Origin of the sequence: Polaromonas sp., assembly GCF_036676035.1 — a bacterium.
Taxonomy (GTDB): Bacteria; Pseudomonadota; Gammaproteobacteria; order Burkholderiales; family Burkholderiaceae_C; genus Polaromonas.
The window spans coordinates 21,927-38,186 of the sequence record NZ_JAKFDR010000046.1 but is presented as its reverse complement, the minus strand read 5'-3'; the positions used below and the strand labels follow the sequence as shown (position 1 = coordinate 38,186).

At 61.9% G+C, this 16,260-nt stretch carries 17 protein-coding genes; 8 read left to right on the top strand and 9 right to left on the bottom strand.

The annotated features are described in order from the left end of the window. Positions 1 to 51: 51 nt before the first annotated feature. From gltX to V6M61_RS07450, 7 genes are all read right to left on the bottom strand, one after another. Positions 52 to 1,443 carry a glutamate--tRNA ligase gene (gltX, locus tag V6M61_RS07480; RefSeq protein WP_332775937.1) on the bottom strand — a complete coding sequence of 464 codons (1,392 nt, stop codon included), beginning with the start codon at positions 1,441 to 1,443 and terminating at the stop codon, positions 52 to 54. Continuing rightward, on the bottom strand, positions 1,440 to 2,663 hold the full coding sequence (locus tag V6M61_RS07475; protein WP_332775936.1) for an O-succinylhomoserine sulfhydrylase: 1,224 nt from the start codon (positions 2,661 to 2,663) through the stop codon (positions 1,440 to 1,442). The genes gltX and V6M61_RS07475 overlap by 4 nt, the downstream gene beginning before the upstream one ends. 3 nt (positions 2,664 to 2,666) lie before the next feature. Then, complete coding sequence (purF, locus tag V6M61_RS07470) at positions 2,667 to 4,184, bottom strand: amidophosphoribosyltransferase (protein WP_332775935.1); 1,518 nt, start codon at positions 4,182 to 4,184, stop codon at positions 2,667 to 2,669. Positions 4,185 to 4,229: 45 nt separating this feature from the next. Beyond that, a complete protein-coding gene (locus V6M61_RS07465) occupies positions 4,230 to 4,715 on the bottom strand; it encodes a CvpA family protein (RefSeq protein ID WP_332775934.1) in 486 nt (161 codons plus the stop codon). A 15-nt stretch (positions 4,716 to 4,730) separates the two neighbouring features. Next, positions 4,731 to 5,531, bottom strand: a complete 801-nt coding sequence (locus V6M61_RS07460) for an SPOR domain-containing protein (protein WP_332775933.1) — start codon at positions 5,529 to 5,531, stop codon at positions 4,731 to 4,733. 79 nt (positions 5,532 to 5,610) lie between these two features. Continuing rightward, positions 5,611 to 6,921, bottom strand: a complete 1,311-nt coding sequence (folC, locus tag V6M61_RS07455) for a bifunctional tetrahydrofolate synthase/dihydrofolate synthase (protein WP_332775932.1) — start codon at positions 6,919 to 6,921, stop codon at positions 5,611 to 5,613. Positions 6,922 to 6,998: 77 nt separating this feature from the next. Then, complete coding sequence (locus tag V6M61_RS07450; RefSeq protein WP_332775931.1) at positions 6,999 to 7,910, bottom strand: LysR substrate-binding domain-containing protein; 912 nt, start codon at positions 7,908 to 7,910, stop codon at positions 6,999 to 7,001. Positions 7,911 to 8,057: 147 nt separating this feature from the next. Here V6M61_RS07450 and V6M61_RS07445 point away from each other — a divergent pair, with 147 nt between their 5' ends. Continuing rightward, positions 8,058 to 8,528 (top strand): HIT family protein, encoded by a 471-nt coding sequence (locus V6M61_RS07445; RefSeq protein WP_332775930.1) that lies wholly within the window; start codon positions 8,058 to 8,060, stop codon positions 8,526 to 8,528. Positions 8,529 to 8,556: 28 nt separating this feature from the next. Beyond that, positions 8,557 to 9,423 carry a DMT family transporter gene (locus V6M61_RS07440; RefSeq protein WP_332775929.1) on the top strand — a complete coding sequence of 289 codons (867 nt, stop codon included), beginning with the start codon at positions 8,557 to 8,559 and terminating at the stop codon, positions 9,421 to 9,423. Between the two features lie 71 nt (positions 9,424 to 9,494). Here the strand turns inward: V6M61_RS07440 and pip are convergent, their stop codons facing one another. Next, positions 9,495 to 10,445 (bottom strand): prolyl aminopeptidase, encoded by a 951-nt coding sequence (gene pip, locus V6M61_RS07435; protein ID WP_332775928.1) that lies wholly within the window; start codon positions 10,443 to 10,445, stop codon positions 9,495 to 9,497. 217 nt (positions 10,446 to 10,662) lie between these two features. Here pip and V6M61_RS07430 point away from each other — a divergent pair, with 217 nt between their 5' ends. The 6 genes from V6M61_RS07430 (at position 10,663) to V6M61_RS07405 (ending at position 14,617) form a co-directional block, all read left to right on the top strand. After that, positions 10,663 to 11,007 (top strand): ArsC family reductase, encoded by a 345-nt coding sequence (locus tag V6M61_RS07430; RefSeq protein WP_332775927.1) that lies wholly within the window; start codon positions 10,663 to 10,665, stop codon positions 11,005 to 11,007. 193 nt (positions 11,008 to 11,200) lie between these two features. Beyond that, positions 11,201 to 11,911 carry a glycine zipper 2TM domain-containing protein gene (locus V6M61_RS07425; protein ID WP_332775926.1) on the top strand — a complete coding sequence of 237 codons (711 nt, stop codon included), beginning with the start codon at positions 11,201 to 11,203 and terminating at the stop codon, positions 11,909 to 11,911. A 255-nt stretch (positions 11,912 to 12,166) separates the two neighbouring features. After that, complete coding sequence (gene ppnP, locus V6M61_RS07420) at positions 12,167 to 12,493, top strand: pyrimidine/purine nucleoside phosphorylase (protein ID WP_332775925.1); 327 nt, start codon at positions 12,167 to 12,169, stop codon at positions 12,491 to 12,493. A 23-nt stretch (positions 12,494 to 12,516) separates the two neighbouring features. After that, on the top strand, positions 12,517 to 13,857 hold the full coding sequence (gene argG / locus V6M61_RS07415) for an argininosuccinate synthase (RefSeq protein WP_332775924.1): 1,341 nt from the start codon (positions 12,517 to 12,519) through the stop codon (positions 13,855 to 13,857). Between the two features lie 104 nt (positions 13,858 to 13,961). Next, the gene (locus V6M61_RS07410; protein ID WP_332775923.1) at positions 13,962 to 14,219 is read left to right on the top strand and encodes an antitoxin; all 258 of its coding nucleotides are present in this window, start codon (positions 13,962 to 13,964) and stop codon (positions 14,217 to 14,219) included. Then, a complete protein-coding gene (locus V6M61_RS07405; protein WP_332775922.1) occupies positions 14,219 to 14,617 on the top strand; it encodes a type II toxin-antitoxin system VapC family toxin in 399 nt (132 codons plus the stop codon). Before V6M61_RS07410 ends, V6M61_RS07405 begins: the two co-directional genes overlap by 1 nt. A 618-nt stretch (positions 14,618 to 15,235) precedes the next feature. Here V6M61_RS07405 and V6M61_RS07400 read toward each other — a convergent pair. Further along, positions 15,236 to 16,111 (bottom strand): DUF4236 domain-containing protein, encoded by an 876-nt coding sequence (locus V6M61_RS07400; RefSeq protein ID WP_332775979.1) that lies wholly within the window; start codon positions 16,109 to 16,111, stop codon positions 15,236 to 15,238. Positions 16,112 to 16,260: the final 149 nt, after the last annotated feature.

Below are 16,260 nucleotides of genomic sequence, written 5' to 3'. Positions count from 1 at the left end.
TTCCCCTGCAATTCTCGAGCTTCAAATTATAGCCCGAAAATCAGATGCTTTTCAAGCCCTCAATCTGGAGATTGCATCTTCGCGTGTCATCAGCGCAAGAACTGCATCCAGCGAAGGGGTCTGCGGCGTGCCCATCACCAGCACGCGCACGGGCATGGCCAGCTGCGGCATCTTGAGTCCGGTATCAAGCAGCACCTGCTTGATGGCTGCGGCTATCGCCGCCTTGTTCCATTCGCAAGTGGCGAGCGCCTCCGCCAGTTTGCCCAGCGCAGGACGGACCGCATCGGTCACATGCGTGGCCCGGTCTTGCGCACTCGCCTGCCCGCCGGTCACCAGCACCTGCAGCCAGCCGGCCAGCTCCACCAGCGTGCTGCAGCGGTCCTTGAACAGGCCGCAGCTTTCGGCCAGGCGTGGCATGCCCGCAGGGTCCATGCCTTTGGCTTTGACGAAGGGCGCCACCAGTCCGGCCAGCTTGTCGTCGGCCAGTGCCTTCAGATGCTGCGCATTGACCCAGCGCAATTTGGCTTCATCGAACTGCGCGGCGCTCTTGCCCAGGTGATCGAGGTTGAACCACTGCAGGAACTGCTCGCGGCTGAAGATCTCGTCATCGCCGTGGCTCCAGCCCAGGCGCGCCAGGTAGTTCACCATGGCATCGGGCAAATAGCCTTCGGCGGCGTATTGCGTCACCGGCTTGGCGCCGTTGCGCTTGCTCATTTTTTCGCCCTGCTCATTGAGCACGGTCGGCAGGTGCGCGTAGACCGGTACGTCTTTGCCCAGCGCGCGAAAGATGTTGATCTGGCGCGGCGTATTGTTCACATGGTCGTCACCGCGAATCACGTGCGTGATCCCCATGTCGATGTCGTCGACCACCACACAGAAGTTGTAGGTCGGCGTGCCATCGGGGCGCGCAATCACCAGGTCGTCCAGCTCGTCATTGCTGATCTCGATGCGGCCCTTGACCTTGTCGTCCCAGACCACCGAGCCGCCCTGCGGATTTTTGAAGCGCAGCACGGGCTGCACGCCTTCGGGCACGGGCGGCAGCGTCTTGCCCGGTTCGGGCCGCCAGGTGCCGTCATAGCGCGGCTTTTCTTTGGCCGCCATCTGCCTTTCGCGCAGCGCATCGAGTTCAGCCACGCTCATGTAGCAGGGGTAGACCTGGCCCGCCGCCTGCAGCTCGGCCAGGACAGCCTTGTAGCGGTCCATGCGCTGCATCTGGAAGAACGGACCTTCGTCATGGTCCAGGCCCAGCCAGCGCATGCCTTCAATGATGACATCCACCGCCGCCTGGCTGGAGCGCTCCAGGTCCGTGTCTTCAATGCGCAGGATGAAATCGCCACCGGTCGCACGCGCGAACGCCCAGGGGTAGAGGGCCGAGCGGATGTTGCCGAGGTGGATGAAACCCGTGGGCGAAGGGGCAAACCGTGTTCTTGTTTTCTGTGTCATGCCAGGTTGTCCAGACCGCGCAGACCACGTGCGAGGTCGGCTTTCAAATCGTCAATATGTTCCAGTCCCACCGCCACGCGGATCAGGCCCTGGCCAATGCCCGCGGCCTGCCGCTGCTCTTCGGTCAACCGCCCGTGCGAGGTGGTGGACGGATGCGTGATGGTGGTCTTGGTGTCGCCCAGGTTGGCGGTGATGCTGCACACCTGCGTGCTGTCGATCACGTGAAACGCATTTTGCCGGGCGGCCGCGGCATCGGCCGCTTTCACGTCAAACGACACCACGGCGCCGCCCAAGCCTGACTGCTGCGCCATCGCCAGCGCGTGCTGGGGATGCGACTTGAGGCCGGGGTAGTAAACACGGGACACGCCGGGCTGCGCCTCCAGCCAGGTGGCCAGTGCCAGCGCGCTGGCGCTTTGCGCCTGCATGCGGATGGACAGGGTCTCCATGCCCTTGAGCACCACCCAGGCATTGAAGGCCGACAGCGTCATGCCCGCGCTGCGCATGATGGGAACGAGTTTTTCGTCGATCAGTTTTTTCGGCCCGCAAATGGCGCCGGCGATGACGCGGCCCTGGCCGTCGAGGTATTTGGTGCCGGAATGAATGATCAGGTCCGCGCCCAGTTTGGCCGGCTGCTGCAGGGCCGGCGAGCAAAAACAGTTGTCGACCGCCAGCAGGGCCCCGCCGGCATGCGCGATATCGGCCAGTGCGCGGATGTCGCACACATCGGTCAGCGGGTTGGTGGGCGTTTCCGCAAACAGCAGTTTGGTGTTGGGCTTGACGGCCGCTTTCCACTGGGCTGCATCGGTTTGCGAAACAAAGCTGCTCTCGACGCCGAACTTAGCAAACTCGCCGCCAATCAGCTTGATGGTCGAGCCAAACACCGATTGCGAGCAAATCACATGGTCGCCGCTTTTGAGCAGGCCCATGCACATCAGCAAAATGGCTGCCATGCCGCTGGAGGTGCCGATGCAGGCCTCGGTGCCTTCCAGCGCCGCCAGGCGCTGCTCCATGCTGGTCACCGTGGGATTGGTGAAGCGGGAATAGATGTAGCCCTCTTCCTCGTTGGCAAAGCGCCGCATTGCGGTGGCGGCATCGGGCTGGACAAAGCTGCTGGTCAGAAACAGTGCTTCGGCGTTTTCGCCATACTGGCTTTTGTCCACCGCCACGCGCACGGCCAGCGTGTCGAGGTGCAGGTTGTCGGGTAGTTTTCTCGTGCTCAAAGCTCAGGCCTCCCGCTGATTGGGCAATGCGAGGCGCGACACATCGACTTCGCCCTCTTCGCTGGTATCGACACGCTGCTCGTTCATCCTGGCAATGGTCTCGGCCGTGATGTCGCCGGTGACGTAGACGCCGTCAAAGCACGACGCATCGAAACCATCGAGCTTGGCGTTGAGCGAGCCGACGGCCCGCTTCATGCCTTCCACGTCCTGATAGATCAGCGCATCGCAACCGATGACCTGGCGGATTTCTTCGATCGTGCGGTCATGTGCCACCAGCTCGTCAGCGGTCGGCATGTCGATGCCGTAGACGTTGGGATAGCGCACCGGGGGCGCGGCGCTGGCAAGGTAGACCTTCTTCGCGCCGGCGTCGCGCGCCATCTGCACGATCTCGCGGCTGGTGGTGCCGCGCACGATGGAGTCGTCGACCAGCAGCACGTTGCGGCCCTTGAATTCGCTGGCGATCACGTTGAGCTTTTGGCGCACCGATTTTTTGCGCACGCCCTGCCCCGGCATGATGAAGGTGCGGCCCACGTAGCGGTTTTTCACAAAGCCTTCGCGGTAGGGAATGCCCAGCAGGTGCGCCAGCTGCGTGGCGCTGGGGCGGCTGGACTCGGGGATGGGGATGATCACGTCGATCTCGCTGGGCGGCACCGTGGAGACCACGCGCTTGGCCAGCGTTTCGCCGAGGTTCAGCCGGGCCTGGTAAACCGAAATGCCGTCGAGCACCGAGTCGGGGCGGGCCAGGTAGACAAACTCGAAAATGCAGGGATTGAGCTTCGGATTGGCCGCGCACTGCTCGGCATGCACCTGGCCCTGAAGATCGACAAACACCGCCTCACCGGGCGCGATGTCGCGCTCGAACTGGTAGGCGGTGCCTTCCAGCGCCACCGACTCGCTGGCCACCATCACGGTGTCGCCACCTTCGTTCTGGCCACGGCCCAGGCACAGCGGGCGAATGCCAAACGGGTCGCGGAAGGCCAGCAGGCCGTGCCCGGCGATGAGCGCCACCACGGCGTAGGAGCCCTTGACGCGCTTATGCACGCCGCGCACGGCGGCAAACACGTCGGCGGGCTTGAGCGGCAGGCCGCGCGTGGTTTTCTCCAGCTCGTGGGCCAGCACATTGAGCAGCACTTCGGAGTCGCTGTCGGTGTTGATGTGGCGGTGGTCGGTATTGAACAGCTCGGCCTTGAGCGCGGTCGCGTTGGTCAGGTTGCCGTTGTGCGAGAGCACCAGGCCGAACGGCGCGTTGACGTAAAACGGCTGGGCCTCGTCTTCGCTGTAGGCATTGCCCGCCGTCGGGTAGCGCACCTGGCCCAGGCCCACATTGCCGGGCAAGGCGCGCATGTTGCGGGTGCGGAACACGTCACGCACCATGCCCTTGGCCTTGTGCATGTAAAACTTGCGGCCCTGCTGCGTGACGATGCCCGCCGCGTCCTGGCCACGGTGCTGCAGCAGCAGCAGACCGTCGTAAATCAGCTGGTTGACCGGCGCGTTGCTGACAACGCCTACTATCCCGCACATATGTGTCCACCCATGGTTGTTTCGTCGAAAAATTGACCCAGAAAATTAACCCAAATACTTTCCAAACCGCTCCGGCAGGACCGGCTTCAAACCCTTGAGCGCGGTCGTCAGGACCTCGGCGCCTTTGGACTCCTGCCACCAGCTGCTGGACTTAAGCGGCGTCATGTTCACCACCACCGTGGCGGCCAGCAGCAAAATCAGGCCGCGCAGCAGGCCAAACAGCACGCCCAGTGTCCGGTCCACCGGCCGCAGCCCGATGGCTTCGACCAGCTTTTTGAGCAGCAGGGCCAGCAGGCCCGTCAGGAACAGGGCGGCAATAAACGTCAGCACAAACGCGGCGGCATAGCGCACCGGCTCGGAGGCGGACTTGATCGGCAACAGGGCCGCCACATCCGGCGCCCACCATTGCGCCACGAAGAACGACACCGCCCAGGCCAGCACCGACAGCACCTCGTACACCAGCCCCCGCCAGGCGCCGAGCGCCATCGACACCAGCATCACCGCCAGAAAGATCCAGTCAACCGCCGCCACGAAACCGCACTATCTTTACAAAGTCAGGATGGCTGCCGGCAAATCAAGGGTCTTGATCTTGCTGGCGGCTTTTTCGGCTTCGGCCCGGCTCGCAAACGGCCCGACCCGGACCCGGATGCGCTTGCCGTCCTTGGTGTCGGCCACCTGGGTGTAGGTTTTCAGGCCGGCTTTTTCGAGCTTGTGGCGGGCTTCGCGCGCCTTGGCCACATCGGCAAAGGCACCCACCTGCACCACCATCCGCCCTTCGGGCTCTGCAGGCTCGGCCTTGGCGGCCGTTTTGCCATCCAGCAGGGCTTTGGCGCGTGCGGCATCGGCAGCCGCTGCCGTGGTCGCTGGCGCCTTCGCTACTGGTTTGGCTTCGGCCTTTGGCTCAGGCTTGGGTTCAACTCTGGGCTCAGGTTTTGCTTCGTTTTTGATAGCTGCCGGCGCAGATTTAACAGGCTCTGCCACCGGTTTTGAGGTAACAATCTCTTCTTTGGGCGCCAGGCTGGCGGTGGCGGCAACCTTGCCATCGGCCGCCGGGGCCGAAGCAGGCTGGGGCGCCGGCATGGCAGTCGTCGCCTCTTTGGCCGGCATGGTGAGCGGTTTCACCGTGTTTTTGCCCGGAATCTCGATCGGAATGTCGACCGGGATGGGCCGCGGCTGGGTATCGAACACCAGGGGGAAGCCGACCACCCCCGCCAGCACCAGCACGGCCGCGCCAATCAGGCGGTGCCTAGCGCGCTTGCGCATGACTTCCACGCTCTCGGGTTGAGTGCTTGACCCGGCATTGGGCGGGGTGCTGGAGCCGCCCCGGCGGAAGTTGAAAAACGGCATGGTGCTGGCTTTATCCGTTGGCTTGTGAACGTTGGCGGTAACGTCGGCGATAACGTTGGTTGAACGGGTTTGTCCGGCCTCAGGATGCCAGGTGCTGGGCAGAAAGACGCGGCACGCCGTCCTTCAAAATGCCGCCCACCGTGTAGAACGATCCGAACACCACGATTCTATCAGCGGGGTCTGCGGCCTCGATGGCTGCCTGCAGGGCCTGCCGGGGGTCCGCGAAGGTGCCGGCCGTCACCTCGGCACGGGTCTGCGCGACCTGCCAGCGCCCCTTCAAATCGGCGCCGGTCGCGGCCCGTGGCGTGGGCAAATCGGTGAAATACCACTTGTCCACCAGTGGGCCCATGCGCGTGAGCATGGGGGCCAGGTCCTTGTCGGCCATGGCGCCGAACACGGCGTGCGTGCAGGGGTAAAAACCCATGGCGTCCAGGTTGGCCGCCAGCGCCGCCACCGAATGCGGGTTGTGCGCCACGTCCAGCACCAGCGTGGGCTGGCCGGGAATGATCTGGAAGCGCCCGGGCAGCTCCACCATGCCCAGCCCGTTGCGCACGGCCTGGGCTGTCACCGGCAGGCGATCACGCAGCGCCGTCAGGGCCGCCAGCACGCCCGAGGCGTTGATCAGCTGGTTGGCGCCGCGCAGCGCCGGGTAGGCCAGCCCGGCGTAGCGCCGCCCCCGGCCGGCCCAGCCCCATTGCAGCTTGTCGCCCGAGAAGTTGAAGTCGTGGCCGAAGCGCCAGAGGTCGGCCCCGATGTCCGCCGCCCGGTCCAGCACGCTTTGCGGCGGCACCGGGTCGCTCACGATGGCGGGCTTGCCGGTGCGCAGGATGCCGGCCTTTTCGCGGCCAATGCTCTCGCGGTCGGGCCCCAGAAACTCCATGTGGTCCAGGTCGATGCTGGTGATCACGGCGCAGTCGGCGTCGATGATGTTGACGGCGTCGAGCCGCCCACCCAGGCCGACTTCGAGGATCGCGACATCGAGGCCGGACTGTGCCATCAGGCTCAAAATTGCCAACGTCGTGAATTCAAAGTAGGTCAGCGAAATGTCCTGGCCATTTTGAGTCCTGGCCGCTTCCACACGGGCAAAGCATGCTATCAAATCTGCAGCATTGACCATCTCGCCGCGAATCCGGCAACGCTCCTCGAAATGCACCAGATGCGGCGAGGTGTAGACCGCGGTGCGGTAACCGGCCTGCCCCAAAATGGCTTCGAGCATGGCGCAGGTCGAGCCTTTGCCATTGGTGCCGGCCACGGTGATCACCGGGCAGTCAAAAGCCAGCCCCATGCGCTGGGCCACGGCACGCACGCGCTCCAGCCCCATGTCGATGTTTTTCGGGTGCAGGCGCTCGCAATGGGCCAGCCAGTCGTCCAGTGTGTTCAGATTTTGCATACTGGCCTGCATTGTCGCGCAAGGCCAAAAACCATTGCTGCGGTGCGTCAAGGTGCGGTCAAGTCACGCGTTCGGCCTCAGGCATGCTGCGGAAGGCGAAAGGCAGCGCCCTGCGCTTTCATCCAGGCGATGAATACGCCCAGCGCCGGGTCCCGCTGTTGTGCCGGGTAGAGCATATGAAAGCCGGCGTCCTGTATGACAAACTCCGGGAACAAGCGCAGCAGCCGGCCCGTCGCCACATCGTCTTCGACGAGCGCCAGCGAACCGATCGCAATGCCCAGATCGTTGCTGGCCGCCTGAAGGCTGAGAAAAAAATGCTCGAAAACCGGGCCGCTCAGCCGCTGCCGGGTCTTCACCCCGGCGAGATTCAGCCAGCGTGGCCACGCGTCCATGCGGCTCGCAAGGTGCTGCAGGCTGGCGTGCACGCAATCCTGCGGTGACCGGATGGAAACGCGATTCAAATAGCCTGCAGACGCCAACGGCCCGGATACGTCGTCGAGAAAGCGTTCGCATTCAAATCCGCTGCGCGTCATGGCCTCACGCCGGATGATGACGTCAAACGGCTCCTTGAGGTGATCGATCGCATCCGATGTCGAGGTGCTAATCAATACCTGCACGCGCGGATTGTCGATCTGGAACAGCGACAGGCGCGGAATCAGCCAGCGCATCGCGATGGACGGCGTGGTGTTGACGCGCAAAGTGCGAATCACGCCGGATTGCGACAACTGCTCCGCTGCCAGCCCGATCCGGTCCAGGCTGGACCTGACTTCTTCATGAAATATTTTTGCCTGCGCGCTTGCCTCGACGCCGCGCGCGGACCGCACGAACAGCGGCTGCCCGAAGTACTGTTCGAGCAGCTTGATCTGCTGGCTGACCGCGCTGTGCGTGATATGCAGCTCCTGCGCGGCCAGCGTCAGGCTGCCGGTCCGCGCGGCAGCCTCAAACACGCGCAAAGCCTTCAGTGGCGGCAGTCTGCCGTGCTTTGTCATTAGTTTTTCTTGCATCAATTCAAGAAATACGCGTTAGCGCAAAACATCATTTTTTTCTAATATCCCTCTAAATCTGGTTCAAGAAGCCGAAAGCTTTGAGTCTGGATGGCAAAAGAAATATTAACACTATCACTTTCGGATACCCACATGGAATCTGCACACACAGAACACAGCTGCACCGTTCACAACTGCACCGTTTGCGACCGCCTGGCGCTTTGGCAGGCTGGACGCAACCCCCACTTCATTCACGAGTTCGAGCACTCCATTTTTGTGATTGGCGACCATCAGTACCACCGGGGCTATGCCCAGATCATTCTGAAGCAGCATGTGATCGAGCTGCATGAGCTGGCGCCAGCGGTACAGGTGGCGCATTTCCGGGAAGTGATGATCGCGACCGACGCGCTGGTCAACACCTTCCAGCCGTCGAAAATGAACCATGCCTGCTACGGCAACCTGGACCCGCATCTTCACTGGCACCTCTTCCCCCGCTACACCAGCGATCCGGACCATGGCAAGCAACCCTGGCTGCATGCGGCCCAATTCCCGAAGCACCGGATCGACGAGCAAACAGCACGTGAGCTGGCTTCCCGTGTGCGCGCCCATCTGGTTCTGCCCTGATCATCGGGATGCCGCCAAGGATTGAGACATGAACGCGGACGCCCTGCTGCTCGTCTTGGCCGGCGCATTTCTGCACGCGCTCTGGAATTTTTTCGCCAAGAAGGCATCCGGCGGCATACCGTTCATCTGGCTGTACGGCCTGGTCAGCCTGGCGTGCGCAGTCCCGTTCGGCGTGCTCGCCTGGTTTCAGACGCCTCAGACGCTCGGCGTTTCGGCTTGGGTTGCGATCGCGGCCAGTGCGGCGGTGCACGTGGTGTACTGCGTCGTGCTGCAAAAGGGTTACCAGCAGGGCGATTTTTCCGTGGTGTACCCGGTGGCGCGCGGAACCGGCCCGCTGGTGGCGGTGCTAGGCGCCGTCCTGGTGCTGGGCGAAACGCCAGGCTTGCCCGGCTGGTCCGGCATCGGCGCCATCATGGTCGGCATCCTGCTGATTGCCGGTGTGCACCGGCTGCTACGGACTACCGAACACCGCCTGCGCAAGGGCGTCATGTGGGGCGTGTTGACCGGCGTGTCGATTGCCGCCTACACCGTGATCGATGGCTGGGCCGTCAAGACAATGGGTGTCTCGCCTCTCGTGTACTACGCGCTGGGACTGGCGGTCCGCACCGTCCTGCTGGCGCCGGTGGCGCTGAGGGCGCCACACGTGCTGCGCGATCAGTGGCGCAGGCATCGCCGCTACATCCTCGCCGTTGGCGTGCTTTCACCACTGGCCTACACCTTGGTGCTGTTCGCCATGACACGCGCCCCCTTGAGTTTTGTCGCGCCGGTGCGCGAGCTGTCGATGCTGCTGGGAACGCTGTTCGGAGCGAGCTTGCTGCAGGAAAAAGGCCTCGTCTCGCGCATGGCCGGAACGGCATTCATGCTGCTGGGCGTGGTCATACTGGCGCGGGCTTAAGGAATCACCCGGACAACCCGCGTGCATGGGAGCCGCCGGCACCACCCGGCTTCAAGCGGGTCGGCCTCGCCTCAACGCGCGAACCGGTCGGTGGCGGCGATCAACTGCTCGAGAATCCCCGGCTCGTTGTAGGCATGGCCGGCATCGTCGATCAGGTGAAAGTCTGCGCCGGGCCAGGCGCGGTGCAGGTCCCAGGCTGTCCTGGCGGGCGTGCAGACGTCATAGCGCCCCTGCACAATCACGCCGGGAATCCCGGCCAGCTTGCCGGCGTCGCGGATCAATTGGCCCTCGGCCAGCCAGCCGGCATGCACGAAGTAGTGGTTTTCGATGCGGGAAAAAGACAGCGCAAAGTCGTCATCGCCATGCTTGGCGGTGGAAGCCGGGTCTGGCCGCAGCGTGATCGTCTGGCCTTCCCAGAGGCTCCAGGCCCGGGCCGCCGCCAGTTGCACCACCGGATCGGCGCTCGTCAGACGCTTGCGGTAAGCCGCGATCAGGTCGCCGCGCTCGGCTTGGGGAATGGGCGCCAAAAACGGCTCCCACAGGTCCGGGAACATCCAGGAGGCCCCTTCCTGGTAGTACCAGAGCAGCTCGGCGCGCCGCAAGGTGAAGATGCCCCTGACGACCAGCTCCGACACCCGCTCAGGGTGCTTCTGGGCATAGGCCAGCGCCAGCGTGCTGCCCCAGGAGCCGCCAAACACCAGCCAGCGCTCCACACCCAGCAGGGCGCGCAGCCGCTCAATGTCGGCCACCAGATGCCAGGTCGTGTTGTTGTCCAGCGAAGCGCTGGGGCGCGAACGGCCGCAACCGCGCTGATCGAACAGCAGCACGCAGTAGCGCTCGGGATCAAACAGGCGGCGGTGATCGGGGGAACAACCCGAACCCGGCCCGCCATGCAGGAAAACCGCCGGCTTGCCGTCAGGATTGCCGCACATCTCCCAATACACCGAGTGGCCATCGCCGGTATCCAGCATGCCCGTTCGAAAGGGGGCAAGGGGCGGGTAGAGCGTGGCGGAAGTCGTCATGGGGCATTCCTGAAAGTGAGGGTGAAGATGTAGGTTGAAGCGCTCTGAAGGCACGCGCCAAAACCGTTGTGAACCTGTGCTGCGGCGGCGGATGGCATCAGCTCGCCGATCCGAAATTATTCCAGTGTTCGCCCTCGCGTGATTTTCGCTATTGATTTGATAGCTGCTTGCGCAATACCAACAAGGGAAGCGTGCCAATTTGATGCAAAATATCCAGATGATTACCCTTTACGGCATCCCCAACTGCGACACCGTCAAAAAAGCCCGCATGTGGCTCACCGACCACGGTGTGGACTACCAATTCCACGATTTCAAGAAGCAGGGTGTGCCTGACAAGCCGCTGGACGGCTGGCTCAAAACCCTGGGCTGGGAAAAACTGGTCAACCGCCAGGGCACCACCTGGCGCAAGCTCGATGCCGCCACGCAGGCCGCCGTTCTGGACGCCGCCTCCGCCAAAACCCTGGTGCTGGCCAACCCCAGCGTCATCAAGCGCCCGGTGGTCGAGTGGGGTGATCGCACCACGGTCGGTTTTGACGCCGCCACTTGGACTGAGCGGCTTTAAAGACTCACAGAAGCCCGGATGAACCGGAAGTCATCGCCCAGCTTTACATGCGTTTTACCGAACTTCACGCCCCAAAATCACTCTATTTCATTAGACTGGAAGGTGCGGCCACAGCCCGGCCCAGCCTGCCCAGACAGGCTTTTCGGACCCGCCCCAGCCGTTGACTCAGCCCTTGCTGAAAAGAGGTTCCATCATGAAAAAAACACTTGTTTTGTCCGCCGTCGCCGCGGCATCGGGCCTGTGGGCCGTCAGCGCCTCGGCGACCGACATCATGGCGCGCGTCATTTCGAGCACCCCGGTCCAGCAGCAGGTCGCGGTGCAGCGCCAGGTCTGCAACACCCAACCCGTGGTGGTTGAAGCGCCCCGCTCCGGCGCCGGTGCGCTGATGGGCGCGCTGGCGGGTGGCGCCATGGGCAATGCCGTGGGGCACGGTGACGGCCGGGCCTTGGCCACCGTGATCGGGCTGATAGGCGGCGCCATGGTGGGCGACAGCATTGAAGGCCCCCGCACCCAGGTGCAGAACGTGCAGCAATGCGGTATCCAGACCAGCTATGAAACCCAGACCAGCCACTACAACGTGGTGTATGAATACGCCGGCAAGCAGTACAGCGCGCAAATGCCCAGTGATCCGGGCCTGTATGTGAGGCTGCAGGTCACGCCGGTCGGCGCGATCACGGCACCGCCCCAGCCGGCATTCCAGTCCGGCTATGTGCAGCCCGCACCGGCTCAGCCCGTTTATGTCCAGCCCACCTATGTGCAACCGGCGTATGTACAGCCGGCCATGGTGGCGCCGGTGTACCCGGCCTACTACCCAGGCTATTACGCCCGCCCCTACTACCCGCCCGTGGGCATCTCGCTCAACTTCGGCTACACCCACTACCGGGGCCACCACCACTGGCGTTAAACAGGCTTTAAGCGGCCAAACGCGCCGTGACGATGGCCGGCAGCCCGGCCTGGGGCCTGCTGACTTACCCGGCAGGAAACCCCTTGCGTCAATGCCCTAGAATTGACGCTTTATCCCGACAAACACGCGCAAATTCACCCCGTTTGCGGCGAGGCAAGTGGTGCCACGGCATTCCGGCAGCCACGCAACTTCTGTAATCGCAGGTGACCGCAGACACCCTCACCCCAAGCCCAAGCAAAGAAAGCAGCCCAGTCCATGAGCACCGACAAGATCGACGGCGTCGCCGTCACGACCAAGGCCAATGTGTACTTCGACGGCAAGTGCGTCAGCCACGGCATCACCTTCCCGGACGGCACGAAGAAATCAGTCGGCGTGATCCTCCCCGCCACGCTGACTTTCAACACCGGCGCGCCCGAAATCATGGAATGCGTGGCCGGTGCCTGCGAGTACAAGCTGGCCGGCAGCGATGCCTGGGTCCAATCCGCCGCCGGCGAGAAATTCAGCGTGCCCGGCAACGCGGCGTTCGAGATCCGCGTTGCCCAGGGTTACGAGGCCTACCACTACATCTGCCACTTCGGCTGAACTCAAATTTGACGGTCCCCACCATGCCCACCATTCTTCAAAACCTTCCCGCCGGCCAGAAAGTCGGCATCGCTTTTTCCGGCGGCCTGGACACCAGCGCCGCGCTGCACTGGATGAAGCTCAAGGGCGCCATCCCCTACGCCTACACGGCCAACCTGGGCCAGCCCGATGAGCCGGACTACGACGAGATCCCGCGCAAGGCGATGCAGTACGGCGCCGAAAAGGCGCGCCTGGTCGATTGCCGCAGCCAGCTCGCCGCCGAAGGCATTGCCGCGCTGCAAAGCGGCGCCTTCCACATCACGACGGCAGGCGTCACTTACTTCAACACCACGCCGCTGGGCCGCGCCGTCACAGGCACCATGCTGGTGTCCGCGATGAAAGAAGATGATGTCAACATCTGGGGCGACGGCAGCACCTTCAAGGGCAACGATATCGAGCGCTTTTACCGCTACGGCCTGCTCACCAACCCCAAGCTCAGAATCTACAAGCCCTGGCTGGACCAGCTGTTCATCGACGAACTGGGCGGCCGCGCCGAGATGTCGGCCTTCATGACCCAGGCCGGCTTTGGCTACAAGATGTCGGCCGAGAAGGCCTATTCGACCGACTCCAACATGCTGGGCGCCACGCACGAGGCCAAAGACCTGGAGCACCTGAACAGCGGCATGAAGATCGTGAACCCGATCATGGGCGTGGCCTTCTGGAAGGACGAGGTCGCAGTCAAGCGCGAGGAAGTCACCGTGCGCTTCGAGGAAGGCCAGCCCGTGGCGCTCAATGGCAAGACCTTCGCGAACCCCGTGGAGCTGATTCTCGAAGCCAACCGAATCGGCGGCCGCCACGGCCTGGGCATGAGCGACCAGATCGAGAACCGCATCATCGAAGCCAAGAGCCGCGGCATCTACGAGGCCCCGGGCCTGGCCCTGCTGTTCATCGCCTACGAGCGCCTGGTCACCGGCATCCACAACGAAGACACCATCGAGCAGTACCGCGACAACGGCCGACGCCTGGGCCGCCTGCTCTACCAGGGCCGCTGGTTCGACCCGCAGGCCATCATGCTGCGCGAAACCGCACAGCGCTGGGTGGCGCGCGCCATCACCGGCGAAGTGACGATAGAGCTGCGCCGCGGCAACGACTACTCGCTGCTCAACACGGACTCCCCCAACCTCACCTACAAGCCCGAGCGGCTGAGCATGGAAAAAGTTGAAGACGCCCCCTTCAGCCCGCTGGACCGCATCGGCCAACTGACCATGCGCAACCTGGACATCGTCGACACGCGCGACAAGCTGGGCATTTACACCAAGGTGGGGCTGCTGTCAGCCGGCTCGGGAGATGCCATACCGCAGTTGGGAAGCTCGAAAAGCAAGTGAGAAGTAGCTGCGGCGCACAGTCATGACGAGCGCAGGCAGCCATCAATTTGACAAAGGCATTTTGGCATATACTTTGGTATATCACTCTTAATCAGGAGTTAACCATGGACCAAGTAGCCAAACTGTTCACCAATGGCCGCAGCCAGGCGGTGCGCCTGCCTGCGGCTTATCGGTTCGACACCAAAGAGGTTTACATCCGCCAAGATGCGGAAACCGGCGATGTCATCTTGTCACGCAGGCCAGCAACCTGGGATGGCTTCTTCGCCGCGCTGAAGGGTGCTGACGTTCCCTCTGATTTTTTGAGCGCTACGGAGCGTGATCAGGGAGCGCAGAGCCGTGACCCATTCAATGGGATGGGTTGATGCTCTACATGCTCGACACCAACGCGGTGAGTCACCTCATCAAGATGCATCCAGCTATCGTGCGGCGAGTGACTGCCACGCCGATGGCGTCTTTGTGCATCTCAGCCATCACTGAAGGTGAGTTGCTGTTTGGCTTGGCGAAGCGGCCTGCTGCAAAACAGCTCCATCTGGCGGTGCGAGAGTTATTGAGGCGTGTTGATGTATTGCCGTGGGACACTGCCGTTGCGGAGCACTACGGGATTGTGCGGGCCGACATGGAGCGTCAGGGTAAATTGCTTGCGCCGCTCGACATGCTGATTGGCGCACACGCATTGAGCCTCGGTGCTGTGCTGGTGACCAACGACCAGGCATTCCAGCGGGTAAGCGACTTGCAGACCGAAGACTGGACTGCAGGTTGAAAATTTGACTTCTCCATCGTGGCACTTTGATGCCGATTGCGGCAAGTCGTTTGACTCGCGGTTAGCTTGAGACGGTGACTTCCTTTTCATGCGTTAACCACCAGCCATGAGTCGCCCATCAAATCAAGAGATCGAGCGGCATTATTTCGGCCAGATCAAGGTTTGACGGGCGCAACCAGCTATAAAAACAATATCGACCACAAAAAAAGCCACCGCCAGGTGGTTTTTTCATGTCAATGAGTGCTAATAAGTTGATGGGGAAAATCCTTATAAATCAACAAGTTGCGTGAATTTCGGATGACGAGAAAAGAAAACTACACACCACCTTGCGCCGCCCCTTTTTTGGGGCGAATTGGCTCGAAATCGGGGCCGTGCCGCTACCCCCGACCTTCTCTTGGACTTTGCTCCGATACCGATACAAAAGGGCAACTCCCTTGCCAGCGGAGTACTTCTCTTTCTGGACTTCAAAAATGCAGGCTTCGTGAAGGATCTGCCTCCAACTGCCGAAGCAGTTCTTTTTCGAAGTTTGCTCAGGAACAATGTCCTTGATAGCCGCTATCGCTGTGTTGAGACGCGTCCACCCACAGCACCACAGTAAGTGCTTTGGTCATAGTTTCCTCATGTTTGATGGGGCGTGATTTCCTTGAAGTGCCCTGACTTCAATTGGTTGCGTATCAGGTCAAATCTCGAAAGTGCTTGGGCCGCTTCTATGGCGCTCAGCCCCTGAAAGTCCACCCGCTGCCAGTCAGTGCGTTGGACCCGAACCGATATGAGGTACTCATTGGACAACTGTCCCGTTGTCTTACTGCGCCGCTGTGAGTACCCTGAAAACGTCACAAGTTGAGACTGAGGTAATGCCGCAAAGACCTCCCCGATAAGGCGAAAAGCAATGCTATGTACATGGTCGCTGTAAAGTTTTTGAACTTTGCCGGCCGCCATTTCTTTCACCGAGAGTTTCAATCCTCGGGTGGGCACAGCTGCCAGCTTGGCTGGCATGTCTTCGAGCTCAGGCAAATCAACGTCGAGATGAACAGTTGCGCCCCCGTCATTGATATCAAAATCAACTTCTGTTTCTCTGGGCCAAGTAATGTCCTGTAAGCTCTCTTCCAAGAATCGCTCCATGGCAGGAACGTCTGTGTAAATGAGCCTTTCGACGAAATAGCGCCTTTCTGCCATTTGCGCGTCAAACTCTCCCTTGTCCCGTACCCAAGTTGCACGGGCTGCCTCGTACTTCTCAGCCGCCAGCCTATTCACCTCTTCAATGCGCGCAGCACGTGATTTAAAAAGCCTGTCAATGAAACCGGGGACTTTGGGGACTGGCGACACTGGTGGCTGCGACGCAAATTCTGGAGCCCGAAACCGTGGCGCTCCCTTGCAATCGGGAGTGTCGCAATGCAATTTCCCCAATACCTCTACGCGACCGTTTATCTCGTCGCACTTGGTTTGAATCAGCCCCTGAATGGCCTCACGGTTTTGCTTCTTGGCTAGTTCCACGACCTGCTCTGGCATTGGATTGCCACTGGCGTCGGTGAAAGTAAGCGTCCCATCTTCGGAAATGCCGCACGTCATCTGTACTGACGTGGATGGTTGAGTCGTCCTTGAAATGTTAGACGCCGCCGGGCGAGAGGAGTCGCCTGAAAGTC

Bases quoted from the DNA above. Each gene is read 5' to 3' on its own strand.
- gltX (WP_332775937.1), bottom strand. From the start codon at position 1,443: ATGACACAGAAAACAAGAACACGGTTTGCCCCTTCGCCCACGGGTTTC.
- purF (WP_332775935.1), bottom strand. From the start codon at position 4,184: ATGTGCGGGATAGTAGGCGTTGTCAGCAACGCGCCGGTCAACCAGCTG.
- V6M61_RS07460 (WP_332775933.1), bottom strand. From the start codon at position 5,531: ATGCCGTTTTTCAACTTCCGCCGGGGCGGCTCCAGCACCCCGCCCAAT.
- folC (WP_332775932.1), bottom strand. From the start codon at position 6,921: ATGCAAAATCTGAACACACTGGACGACTGGCTGGCCCATTGCGAGCGC.
- V6M61_RS07450 (WP_332775931.1), bottom strand. From the start codon at position 7,910: ATGACAAAGCACGGCAGACTGCCGCCACTGAAGGCTTTGCGCGTGTTT.
- V6M61_RS07445 (WP_332775930.1), top strand. From the start codon at position 8,058: ATGGAATCTGCACACACAGAACACAGCTGCACCGTTCACAACTGCACC.
- V6M61_RS07440 (WP_332775929.1), top strand. From the start codon at position 8,557: ATGAACGCGGACGCCCTGCTGCTCGTCTTGGCCGGCGCATTTCTGCAC.
- pip (WP_332775928.1), bottom strand. From the start codon at position 10,445: ATGACGACTTCCGCCACGCTCTACCCGCCCCTTGCCCCCTTTCGAACG.
- V6M61_RS07430 (WP_332775927.1), top strand. From the start codon at position 10,663: ATGATTACCCTTTACGGCATCCCCAACTGCGACACCGTCAAAAAAGCC.
- V6M61_RS07425 (WP_332775926.1), top strand. From the start codon at position 11,201: ATGAAAAAAACACTTGTTTTGTCCGCCGTCGCCGCGGCATCGGGCCTG.
- ppnP (WP_332775925.1), top strand. From the start codon at position 12,167: ATGAGCACCGACAAGATCGACGGCGTCGCCGTCACGACCAAGGCCAAT.
- argG (WP_332775924.1), top strand. From the start codon at position 12,517: ATGCCCACCATTCTTCAAAACCTTCCCGCCGGCCAGAAAGTCGGCATC.
- V6M61_RS07410 (WP_332775923.1), top strand. From the start codon at position 13,962: ATGGACCAAGTAGCCAAACTGTTCACCAATGGCCGCAGCCAGGCGGTG.
- V6M61_RS07405 (WP_332775922.1), top strand. From the start codon at position 14,219: ATGCTCTACATGCTCGACACCAACGCGGTGAGTCACCTCATCAAGATG.